The 12,212-nt window shown below is 39.8% G+C and carries 10 protein-coding genes and 1 CRISPR repeat array; all 10 genes read right to left on the minus strand.

Annotated features, from left to right (window positions below; all coding sequences use genetic code 11):
• Positions 1-12: 12 nt before the first annotated feature.
• The 10 genes from FFM80_RS03920 to cas3 all read right to left on the minus strand — a co-directional run bounded on the left by FFM80_RS03920 (position 13) and on the right by cas3 (position 10,777).
• Positions 13-597 carry a uracil-DNA glycosylase family protein gene (locus tag FFM80_RS03920; protein WP_137639597.1) on the minus strand — a complete coding sequence of 195 codons (585 nt, stop codon included), beginning with the start codon at positions 595-597 and terminating at the stop codon, positions 13-15.
• Positions 594-989: a UPF0158 family protein gene (locus tag FFM80_RS03925; RefSeq protein WP_137639598.1), complete on the minus strand. Its 396-nt coding sequence runs from the start codon at positions 987-989 to the stop codon at positions 594-596. Before FFM80_RS03925 ends, FFM80_RS03920 begins: the two co-directional genes overlap by 4 nt.
• Positions 990-1,388: 399 nt before the next feature.
• Positions 1,389-2,285 carry a type I-E CRISPR-associated endoribonuclease Cas2e gene (gene cas2e / locus FFM80_RS03930; RefSeq protein ID WP_137639599.1) on the minus strand — a complete coding sequence of 299 codons (897 nt, stop codon included), beginning with the start codon at positions 2,283-2,285 and terminating at the stop codon, positions 1,389-1,391.
• Positions 2,282-3,235, minus strand: a complete 954-nt coding sequence (gene cas1e, locus FFM80_RS03935) for a type I-E CRISPR-associated endonuclease Cas1e (RefSeq protein ID WP_137639600.1) — start codon at positions 3,233-3,235, stop codon at positions 2,282-2,284. Before cas1e ends, cas2e begins: the two co-directional genes overlap by 4 nt.
• A gap of 1 nt (position 3,236) precedes the next feature.
• A complete protein-coding gene (gene cas6e, locus FFM80_RS03940; protein ID WP_137639601.1) occupies positions 3,237-3,908 on the minus strand; it encodes a type I-E CRISPR-associated protein Cas6/Cse3/CasE in 672 nt (223 codons plus the stop codon).
• Between the two features lie 57 nt (positions 3,909-3,965).
• Positions 3,966-4,631, minus strand: coding sequence for a type I-E CRISPR-associated protein Cas5/CasD (gene cas5e / locus FFM80_RS03945; RefSeq protein ID WP_137639602.1), 666 nt, complete (start codon positions 4,629-4,631; stop codon positions 3,966-3,968).
• On the minus strand, positions 4,612-5,709 hold the full coding sequence (gene cas7e / locus FFM80_RS03950; protein WP_137639603.1) for a type I-E CRISPR-associated protein Cas7/Cse4/CasC: 1,098 nt from the start codon (positions 5,707-5,709) through the stop codon (positions 4,612-4,614). Before cas7e ends, cas5e begins: the two co-directional genes overlap by 20 nt.
• Positions 5,710-5,711: 2 nt before the next feature.
• Positions 5,712-6,293 carry a type I-E CRISPR-associated protein Cse2/CasB gene (gene casB / locus FFM80_RS03955; RefSeq protein WP_171001025.1) on the minus strand — a complete coding sequence of 194 codons (582 nt, stop codon included), beginning with the start codon at positions 6,291-6,293 and terminating at the stop codon, positions 5,712-5,714.
• Positions 6,294-6,309: 16 nt separating this feature from the next.
• Positions 6,310-8,028 carry a type I-E CRISPR-associated protein Cse1/CasA gene (locus tag FFM80_RS03960; protein ID WP_137639605.1) on the minus strand — a complete coding sequence of 573 codons (1,719 nt, stop codon included), beginning with the start codon at positions 8,026-8,028 and terminating at the stop codon, positions 6,310-6,312.
• Positions 8,021-10,777: a CRISPR-associated helicase Cas3' gene (gene cas3, locus FFM80_RS03965; protein WP_137639613.1), complete on the minus strand. Its 2,757-nt coding sequence runs from the start codon at positions 10,775-10,777 to the stop codon at positions 8,021-8,023. Before cas3 ends, FFM80_RS03960 begins: the two co-directional genes overlap by 8 nt.
• Before the next feature lie 406 nt (positions 10,778-11,183).
• A CRISPR array of direct repeats spans positions 11,184-12,006; the repeat unit is 28 nt; unit sequence GGATCATCCCTACGTACGTGGGGAATAC.
• Positions 12,007-12,212: the final 206 nt, after the last annotated feature.

A 12,212-nucleotide genomic window follows, 5' to 3' on the forward strand; every position in this document is an offset into this window, starting at 1 on the left:
CCTTTAAAATTGCTAATCATTAGCCATAATCGTGGCAATCCGTTGTTGTAACTCCGGTACTACCGTTTCCAGAAACCAGGGATGCTGCTTCAACCACCCATAATTTAGCGGTGAAGGATGGACTAGCGGAAAGTACGTTGGCAGATAACTTTGATACTGTTGAATCGTTGCCGTAAGCGTCCGCGGTGGTCGGTTTAAATAGGCCTTTTGCGCGTATTGGCCGATTAAAATGGTCAACTGAATCTCTGGCATTAACTTTAATAATGGCGCATGCCATTTTGCCGCGAAGTCTTTCCGCGGTGGTAAATCGCCGCCATGTGGCCGCTTTCCAGGATAGTAAAAGTCCAATGGTAACACCGCAAACTGCCCAGACTGATAAAACTGCGCTTTGGTTACTCCTAACCATGCTCGCAAGCGATCCCCACTCGCATCATCCCAAAATGTTAGTTTCTCTTGCGCTCGACGACTGGGCGCTTGGCTGATTAATAAAATCTTAGCGTGCGGCTCAATATGATAGAGCGGTTGAATGCCATTTGCCGTAAAGCGTTGATTTTGTGGGTCGGCCTGAATCGCTTGAAAGATTTCATCAGCAGTCATTTAACAACCATAATCTGATTGTCCTGACACCACTCAATCGCAATATTCCGATAAGCTGCATCACGGAAGCGATACCACTGATCCGTCATGCCAAAGTCAGCGAGTCGATCACGAAAATAACGAAACGCCCCACGCCCACTAATGCTGCGTGTAAGTTGGGCTTGCTGTTTGCCATCCGGTAATTGCCAAATAAAGGCTTCCATAATGTGGTAATCATTGATGTCATACTTAGAAGGTAAACTGAGATATTGATCAAAGTGCGCCTCAATCTCATCGCTGTCCGCATCTAACATGACCATTGCTACCTCACCAGTCACCTTATTGTAGTAATAACGACTTTCGTCATTGGCCATTTCGACCGCTTCCATCACATCGTCCAATTTAACTTGCATCACAACTCCCTCGCTTTACGTTGACTTTTAATACACTCTGCACCTATCATACACCGTTTTAACAATTGTAAATATGCTCATTTTGCCGTTACAACTTAATAAATGCTAGGAAAGTCTTTTCCATAACATTTATATAGAATATATTCGCGACACATGTCACGATCATCCCTACGTATGTGGGGAATACCAGACTCCCTTTGCTATACCGCTGGCTAGTCCCAGGATCATCCTACGTGTGTGGGGAATACACCGGCCTAGCGTTGCGTGAGGTGCCATTCCGGGGATCATCCCTACGTGTGTGGGGAATACATGTCGATGATGCAATCGTTTAACTGCCATTCAGGATCATCCCTACGTGTGTGGGGAATACATTAAAAGATCGCCGTCATACCGCGGTTCTTAAATTTTCAAAACACCATTTTCAATCAGTTTGCTCGCTAACTCAAGTGTTGCCTTTGCATCTGATAACGAATTATGTGGCTTATCATTTTTCACATTATATTCAGACAATACCGTCTTCAATTGGTAGCCATCAAGAAATCGATTGGCTTCTTTAACTATTGGCTTCAAGTCTATCATTTGATTAGATAAGTCTGACTGCTCAACTTTTCTAAATCCATTAGTTAGAAAAGCCTCGTCAAACCGTAAATTATAGCCAATAATTGGCAGTTCGCCCACGAATTCTTGTAGCATCTTTAATCCTGACTCTAAACCAATTCCTTTTGAACGCAGCATTCCAGAGTTGATTCCAGTTAATCTTTCAATCTTTTCCGGAACGGCTTTTTCAGTCTTTATCAACTGGTAGAAAGGCTCAATCTGACCATCTTTTGACTGTCTAACTGCTCCAATTGATATAATCTCATCTTCAGTCGTCTTTAACCCGGTTGTTTCAAGATCAAGACTAACTAACGTAACCCTGGATTCACCTGATACCTGCACTTTAGCAGCGGATCTTCGCGTCATAACCCTAGCTCGGTGAAACTTCGCCGCATTACTAAATCCATGCTTAACCTCACCTTTTGACACATTTAAATACATCATCAGGGGAATACCATCAAAACTAACAACTTCACGGTCTTGTCGCGTTGTTCTAAATTGATATCCAAGTTCGTTGTTTGAGTTATAGACCATAGTCGCTTCACCACGACCGATATTTTTCATAATTCGATCCCATAGTAAATCACGAATACGAGCACTAACACTACCAACATAAACACCCGTTTGAATTTCTTGATACCATTTGGTTAAATCGCCTCGCAACGACCTAGGAACCTTCGTCAAAGTAATTACGATCATGAGTGCTCATCTTCTTGCAAGTCTTTATATTGAACACCAAACTTTTGCAATCCCATCCGATCATCCCACAGGCTAATCGTTTCAGCCTCATTATCAGCCGCTGGCATACCTAGAAGTGTTTTCAAGTCCTTGACCATCCGAACAATCAGCTTCCCATCAACAAAACTATCGCGCATCGCTAGCCGTGTCCTCGATGCAATATCAGGATCATCACTATATTTAGCCGTAACTGTAAATGCGACTGGAATCGAAAAGTCCGCCTTATACAAATCAGCAAAATCATACACAAACGATAAATCATGACCAGTATGCACAAAGCCAAGACCAGTAGAGGCCCCTAGCGCCGCAATAACACTATAACTCAACCCATAGAGCGCTTGATGCGCCACAGTTAACGCTTTGTTGATTGGCGTTCCGGCCTCAAAGTTATCCGGATTATACTCGCGCCGTTCCCAAGCCACACCTGTTTTTCGTGATTGATCAAGATAAACTTGCCGCACTCTAGCCCCTTCTCTACCTCGCAACTGTTGCATGGTCAACTTTGAAACATCGTCATTAGGAAAACGCATCTGATACATTTGCCTAGCAACCGCGAGTCTTGAACGATTATTTGAGACTAACCGAGCTTGGGCTTCAAGCAGTGCTGATGAGTGATTCAATGAACGACCATACGCATACTGCCGCACACCATATTCACCAACCCAAACAACGCCTAATCCGGATTCACCAATTAATTCCATTGCCCGATGCGTTACATCAACCCCTGGACCAAGCATCAAAACACTAAGAATTGCTGCTGGAACGTAAACAATTCCACGATAATCGGTAACTTGAATCGCACTATCTTGCCGGTTTAACTTAGCATGTTCTAAATATAAGAAAGTCAATCGATCACGAACTCGCCCTAACTCATAGCGTTCTGGCTTTTTAGCACCCACTTGTTTAACCATACTACGCCTCCGGAATGACCGTCATCAGTCCCATACCAAAAGCCTTTTCACGTCCCAATCCCTTAGTCAAGGTTTGCTTAAAGTCAGCTACATTAGCTACTCGCAACATGCCTTCAAAAGTAACCCGGCTAAGGCGAACACCACGTCCAGCCTTTCGGTGTAGCATCGGATGATCGCGACTAATAATCTTAAAGTCCTTAGCTGTCGGTGCGCCCGGAACGTCAACCATTTCTTGTTCTACCAATTGGAAACCTGACTTTTCAGCACGCTTTACTAACCACTGACATTGTTGTTCAATTGTGACATGCGGAAAGATTCGTCCCTGCTTTTGACCGGGCTGACTAACGGTATAGGTCGGATTAGCAGTCAAACGAAATTGCATCAATTGCCCTTCTCGAATGCTATCTAGGAAATGATCGTACGATTTCGTTATTGCTGTCTCAGCAATGCCATACTTTGTAAATAATTTAAGATCTGGTACTGATTCGCTCAATACCAATAGATACTTTTTCCCGGCCAACTTATCAATCCGCCATAAATGTCGCTTACGTTTTCCTGCAGCTATTTCTTCAGGAAAACTTTGCTCAACCCAATTATGAAAAGCACCCAAATGGGCTAAACCACTGGTCTTATGCCGATCACTAACATCAATTTCTACTCTTGATAAATACATACTTGCCCCTTTCTAGAATAATTCCATCATTTCGTGTTCTGTTTAAAAAGCTGCTTTTTAAACGGATAACTTTTCTAGATCACTGATATAAACTTTAGTTTTCGCAATCGCTCTAAACCCATGACGTCGGTCACGCTGATCAAAAGAAACCACCTGATCTTTAATCATTGACCCCTGCGCACCCGTTATTAAATTCGCATCAGCCACAATTTCTAACGATTGAACTTCTCGTTTTCTTTGGTACCTGGGAGTTGCTTGCCATACCATTTTTTTTAAAACCGTCACTGGTGAGTCGTCCGAAAATTCACTAGTTTTTAGAACACCTGCTGGCGCGTTGGAGCGACGACCTAAAAACAATGGAAACCGAGGATGATGTAAAGCATCGTTAATTTTTTCAACCAATTGTGCATCATCACTACCGATAGCTGCCACAAAAACAGCATCTTGAATATAATCTCGATATGTTATTTTTCGCTCGTTCTGTTTCCACTCAACAGTTTGGAAGTCAGTCAGCGTTGGACCAACCTGATCAGCTCTAACCGCAAAGCTTAAGTCATTGAGCATCAAAATACGTTTGTCGGTACGCCGATATCCCAAGGCCGCAGCAATCATTCCAACAACTGCGCTTTTAGTTGGATAACGACTAGTTGTACGCCGTGAAAATGTCGCCTCGTTACCATAAGACTGTAATGGCGCTGTTAACTTAACTGTTAATATTTTCATCCTGGACCACCTTTGATAACGCCGCTGTGACCTGCTCTAAAAGTTCAGAGAGATTAATTACCTGGTCACCGACTTGAGAGTCAGTTTTACTTAAAACCAAGTTTGAAATTGGTGGATTAACAAACTGTTGCGTTGCTAAATACTCTTCCTCAAGTTTCCTAATCGATGGGCCAACAAAACCAGTGCTGGAAACGACGGGGTTCTCAAAAGCAGATACTAAATTAACCGGTGTATCTCGTCTAATTGTAATCATTACATAACTTGGTAAAGTCTTGTTAGCAAATGTATTTTGTTTCCCAGTCGGCATAGATAATATAAAATCTCTAACAAATGCCTCTACACCATTAAGCAAATCTTCTTTAACAAGTTTTTCTGCTAGTGCGCATACATTTAAATTGGCATAGCGATATAAAGTGGCTGAATTAAAATTAACAACACCTAACATTGCCGCACCAGTACTATCATCCGTTTGCAGGTCGTCCAAGGCCGTAAAGTAATCAAATTCAGGGATAACTTCATGCGTTGAAATCGCATGTGCAACTTGTGATGATGCCTCTACATTTAATTTAGGATCAGCTGCAATCATCCGCCCAAATAATGCTAAATCCAAAGTATGGTCATACTGAAATTGCTCTTCAATCAAATTTTTCACTTTAATTTTAACTTTACTTTTAGCTAATTCATCACCATTATCAATGGCATATCTTGCTAATCTTGAAACTTGACCTTGAGTTACAAATAACAATTCCTTTGATTTACTTCCATCAAAATTAATTCCGATAGCACTTAAAACACTTATAGCCCGTTTCAATGCCAGTTCTTCTTCCAAAGATGGGTCCGTATTCTGTATTTCAATTGCTAAAAGTTCGGCAATCTTTTTGGTCCGGAAGCCGAGCCCTATGTTATCTTTCTTAAAAGACTGGCGTATTGCCCTTTTCCAACTTTGAGAAGAAACCCGTGCTCGAGTCACCCCACCATAAAGTGCTGTTTTGGGCGCCCCAATATCGTCACGATTAATATTCGACGATGGTACAGTTTGTATTACGTTTAAATCGATATATAAATTTTGTTTAGTCATTTTTACTCCCCAGACTCAGTTGACTTATGGCTATCATAAAAATATTGTTCTCCCCATTTTAGCCTAACTTGAACTCTTTGCTTATGATTAAGTTGAAACCAATATAACTCTTGCGCCAGGCAAGCAAAATCAATCCTTACGTTGTGCATTTCATTGTGCCCATTAATAATACCAATTAAATTAGTTAAACCATTAATTACACTAGTGACATCATTAACTGATAAAACTGCCCGCACTCTTTGATCCAACCCTTTTTGGATTTTTTTATCCATTCGCAATTTTGATAAGAGCTTAAAAAAAGCCACATTTTCTGACCCATCTACAAATTGATCCTTACCTTGTTGATACAATGCAAAAAAACGAATTCCGGCGTAAACGGCTATCTCAGAAGTGCTTGGTACACCGTTATGACTAAGCTGACGCTCATTCAAATTCTTCATCAAAATCGGCCAAATAGCTTGAACTGGCCGATTATTCAATGTTGCACTGCTCTTTAAAACGGCTAATATGGCCTTTCGAGAATTCTCACTTTGATAAAAAGTTTTGATAATATTTTTAGTCGCACTCTCAACACCTGACGCCATAAACCTATATCCCCCTCTATAAGTTGAAGTGACTTCGCATACAATTTGCCAATTCATTTTCTGCAATGAAAACATTTAAATATCTATTCTTGTCTTTCTTTTTCTTGTCTTTCTTTTCTGTCGTATAAATTCCCTGAATATCTTTTGGTGAACTTGTCCGCATAATATCTTCAATTTCCATATTCGCAATTCGTTTAAGATCATCTTTCCAGTCATTAATTTTCTTATCTCGGTCATCATCACCTGTAAGATTCTCTAACCATGCCCTAAATGATTCGTTTAAATGATCATAGAATTTAGAACTCATCTTAATTACAAATGAATTTACATTCAAGCCTCTAATTTCACCAATATCCTCTAGAAAACTTTCAAAATCTTTCCCGACACCTTGAGTTAACTTAATAACATCCTCTATTCTAACTGTCCAACGATTCGTTTCGTTTAGATCAAAAAGAACATCAGCCTGCATTTGGATATTATCTATAATTTCAAATAACGGTGATTGCGATGCCTTACCATCGCTAATTAAAGTCACTGAATCCAATACTATCAGTTGTTTATCCCAAATTAACTTTTCCTTTTTTAATGTGCGTAACCAGCCAACTATCCCAGGCTCATGTATATTGTCATTCGTTCTGACCCTAACAAATTGACCAAATTCACGCCACATAGCAGTACCTATTGATCTGGTATTTTTAACTTCTGGTTGATACTCATTAGCTTTCTCGTCAAATTTCCAAGTCGTCATTGGTTCAACAAATGCGCCTTTATTTTCAAACATTGGAATCATGGCACTGAAAATCTTAGGCATTCCCAAAGCATCCCATTCAACGTGTAAAATTCTAGACCAAGTCGTATAGAGTTCTGCTAAATTATTAGGTAAAATAAGCTTTTTACGCTCATCTATATAATCACTCATACTCTCAAATTCCCACACCGGCCTTTGAGCAGAATATTCTTGTCTTTCATCAACCAATATTAGATTCAACATTAATGTTTCAAAAAGTGATCTGCCTTCAGCAAAGACAGGATTCATGTTATAAATCCAGCCCTTATTGGTAAATGTTTTATCAAATACCACTTTGGTTTTATCCGTAGTACCAGTATAATTTTGATAGGTAATCAACCAACGAACAAACTCATCTAACGAAACTTCATCTTTTAATTCATCAGATTTTGGTGAAAATATTACCGCCGTATTACCACTTTGCGAGATTCGTCGATTGATTTGTCGGACTGCTACTTGGCCGCTACCTGTAGAGATCCTCTTATTTCTTGGAACTAGAGAATCATAGTCTTCGGCTGTTACTTGATAAAACGGACGCTCGCCAAATAAATCAAATCGATTTTTATATTCGTTTAAATATTTAATTGCAGCCTCAGAAAACCGATTAGATTGATATAGCTTATTCCAAGTTGCCAACAAGCTTTTTCTTGCTTTTTTCTTATCGATTTTCTTTCTGTTTAATTCCAATTCATTTGATGCCTTAGCGCGACTTTTCATCCAATCATACGGGTTTCCATCCACATCAACTCGAGAATAAACAGTCGTTACAATTGCAAGTAAGAATCTAAGAATACTCAAATCCTGACTACGCATCTCACCAGCTAGTTGTCGATATTCTGAAGCACTTTGGAATAACTCGATTAAAGAAACTACTTTTTCTTTATTAGTTTCCATCTCAACAACCTTAATCCAAGGGTCAGTAGTTAGGTTAAAGCTTTTTTTATTCATGTTCGTCCTTTCCGTAACTTAAACGTAGTTCTTTAGAATATACTAATTGCCATCCCTCAAATGTGGCCGAAAAATTTTCATCCAATGGCAACGCTAAACATCCTTTAAGCCAAATATCATCTTGCCAACTGCTAAAATAACGACTAGTTAATGTCTCTAGCTTGTTAATAGCTTGATCAATATTTATCGTAATTATTGCTGGTAGTCTAATAATTTGTTGTGCAACTTGTTGCGATGACACCTCATCTAACCAATGACCATCTAACAGAAGATTGCCATCCTCTGTATGCTGAACAAGAATTACTTCTAGCGTTTCTTTAATATCACGTACCGCAGCGCTAGCTGCACTTTCATCCCTGCCCGCCACCAAACTACGCTTTAACCAAGCATGGATAGTGTCATTATCTTCAAACTCAGGATCATCAATTTGATAGTTTTCTGCCCTATCCTTTTTGCTACTAACCTTGATATCAAACTTTTTTCTAGCTTTAATAATATCCGTCACTTCATAATCAGTTTCACGATCATAAACTTTTTGAACTAGAGGCGAGATATCATCTGGTAACGTAATCGTTGACTTCATGAAATGATCTGTCTTCATGAGTAAGTATTTATCATAAACTGATTCATTACCGTCTCCATATTTGTTACAATTCTGAATTCCCATAATAAATAAATGTGGTGTTCGCAATTTGTCAGGGCGTATAATCTGATGGCGATGTAAACGTCCCATCCTTTGAAGGATTAAATCCATAGGCGCAATATCTGTATACAAGATGTCAAAATCAATGTCCAACGACTGTTCTAAGACTTGAGTCCCAATTACAATCATTTTATCCGGTCGTTTACCACCTTGACTACCAATAGCAGCCATTAAATGGTCTGCCTTAATCGCCCGATCAGTCGCTAAAAAAGCTGAGTGTAATACCATTAATTTAATATCAGCTGGCACCATCGCCGCTAACATCTGTGCTCGCTTGACAGTATTAACAATTATTCCAGCCACTCCACCGTCTTTAATTTGGTCTATAATCATCGGAATAAGTTCGTCATCAGGTGTGTTCAATCGGTGTACCTGTACTTTTACAGGCTTTTGTTCTGCTTGGCTTGGGAAATCTTCAATCTGTTTAATCTGCTTACCATCTAATATGCTTAGTAACGGATAAGCCTGATTTTTTTGCCAGTCTTTAGGTGCAGTTATCTGTTCCGCACATTCCTCCCCGTACTTCCCATTTAAGTACGCAGTCATTAAAGCACATCTTTTTCCTTTTGGGAGTGTTGCTGACAAAATCACAATTGGCACATGATAAACACCAAGCCAGCTGACTACTTTATATAAATATTGACTCATAAATGCATCATATGCATGAACTTCATCGATAATCACAACCTTGCCACTGAATCCTAAGTGTTTTAAAAATAAATGTTTTTGCTTCAATCCCATTAAAAGCAAGCTATCAATTGTTCCCACCACAAACTTCGATAAAATGGATTTCTTTCCTATGAACCAATCATTAACAAATAATGAGCTATTTTTATCCTCTTCATCGGTATACATGTTGGTCGCACGCGGCAATTTCATATAGTTTTCATTAAATTGATTTCTACTATGTGTTAGGCTAATATTCATTCTTCCTAGCTGATGCTTACCTACCCAGTGTTTTTGCCATTTTTCAACACGATCAAACATAGCATTGGTTGTTGCCTGCGTTGGTAAACCAATAAAGAACCCATCTCTACCAGAAACTTGTGCCAATTGTTCAGCTGCTACTAAAGCAATCTCAGTCTTCCCTATTCCCATAGGCGCTTCAATAATTGCGATTCCTGGATCTGATATCTCACCAATCGAATTAGTCATTACTTCTTGAACGGGTCTCGCTTTAAATTGCCAGCGATCCTCATAAGGCGTCCCACCAATAATTTTTTGAGGAATCCAGTTTTCACCTATATTCCATGTACCTTTTGCTAGCTCAAATCTAATCTGTGCTTTATCTTTAATATCCTTATAAGTCTGATTAGTTTTAATAAGTGGGAACAGTGGTATATCAGGATTTCCACCTAGGTATTCGCTTGATACTAACCAATCAGTCATAATTAGCAGCCCCTCTAGAATGATTGCTTGCGACTTTTGGATACTTGGAACTTCACTAACGGTTTTAAAACCAGCTGATACCAATCCGTACTCAAACAATTCACTTTGAACAAGTTTCCACGGTCTTTGAATCACTTCATTATTGTCGCTTAGATAATAATTAGCCGTATAATTATCAATCTGTTCACTGGGTGCTTCATCTGCGGGTTTACCGTGATGCCCACCAATGACTGCACCAACTGACTCAGGAATCCCAAAATGTTCAACAATTGCTTCACCAGCTAATGCATGAGGCGATTTAGATGGCGAAGCCAATCTACTTTCCATTTCTTTAATCAGACCACTATAATACAATCTTGATTTTACTTGACTATCTAGCAAATCGTCTCCATCACGTGACCTATTTAATTGAAAAGCCGGTGTTGCCTTCCCAATATCATGAATAAATGCTACAAATCTAATCAATCTTTGGGTTCGTTCTTCAGAAAGTGAACCCCTTAATATTTGCCGATCCCCTTCACATAACCAATCAGTAAATAACCAGTCAATCGTCTTTTCAGCATCAATTAAATGTGTAATCAGTGGTAACCAGTATTGAAATCCATCTTCCGACCGTTTCTTGGCCCATAGACTTGCAGCCTGTTTGGATATATTCATCACTGCATGTACGGCTCCTTTCACTATTCAATGACTACTTTGACGTCTATAAAATTTATTCATTTGCTAATTTGTAATTTAAGTGAAATAAAAAATATAGCAGAAACCAGTATTGTACATTTTAATACTCCATAACAGATGCGTGTTTAATACACTCTAATATACCGATTTTGATAAATCGGAGACTTGCTCTTTTATCACTAAGCTCTTATTACCCTGTAAATATATCATAGTACGTTAACTATATATCCTTGTTTACATAATCTATACAAAATTTACTAAACTTATACAAACGCATTATTAAATACCCACGTTTAAATAGCTCTAACTACTAATTAATTCACTGACTACAAAAAAGCAACAATCTTTCAAAGAATGTTGTCTTTTTCATAACTCTATGCAATTAAAATCATCCCTACGTACGTGGGGAATACACTTATCCTTGACTAACTGGCTGGCTTTGCCCGGGATCATCCCTACGTACGTGGGGAATACAATGCCCCACAGAGTTTAATTTATGCTGCTGTAGGATCATCCCTACGTACGTGGGGAATACCGCCAGCTACAATCAAGCAAGCGAGCCGGCCAAGGATCATCCCTACGTACGTGGGGAATACCGCGCTCAACTCGCAAGATTACAGTGGCGGGCAGGATCATCCCTACGTACGTGGGGAATACTTGAATCTCGATGATAAGTTGCTAGACGATCGTGGGATCATCCCTACGTACGTGGGGAATACGCTAAATAAGGCCGTCACTGGTACGGTCGGCAAGGATCATCCCTACGTACGTGGGGAATACAGTAGCGTCAACTCGACAACTTCCATGTCGACAGGATCATCCCTACGTACGTGGGGAATACTCGACGCCGACATCGACCACGCACCAGCACACTTGGATCATCCCTACGTACGTGGGGAATACTGAAGTCAGCGAAGCACGCCGATAACGTCTTAGGGATCATCCCTACGTACGTGGGGAATACGTGCTTAGTGACACCGGGTTTTAAGTCCTTTAAGGATCATCCCTACGTACGTGGGGAATACCTCTTGGCCGCCACGTTTGAACTCAAGATTGTGGGATCATCCCTACGTACGTGGGGAATACCCCAATTGCTGATCCTAATTTTTGAATGCTGTAGGATCATCCCTACGTACGTGGGGAATACGGTAATTTCTTTTTGAGTTTCTTCAAGGTCAGGGGATCATCCCTACGTACGTGGGGAATACACTAAAAATATCCCGGTATGACAGCATTCTTAATTTCAAGAATTGCCGTTTTCCTTTAGTTTGATTTTTTAAATAGTTTCAACTGGTAATGCAATTCTACAATAACCAATTTATCACTAATTAAGAAAACCCGGATTTAAAATTGAAGTGCAACACCCGGTAAGGTACACAAAAAGGTCATGGAGACCTATACTTTAATCACCACG

Origin of the sequence: Lactiplantibacillus dongliensis (assembly GCF_005405105.1) — a bacterium.
Taxonomy (GTDB): domain Bacteria; phylum Bacillota; class Bacilli; order Lactobacillales; family Lactobacillaceae; genus Lactiplantibacillus; species Lactiplantibacillus dongliensis.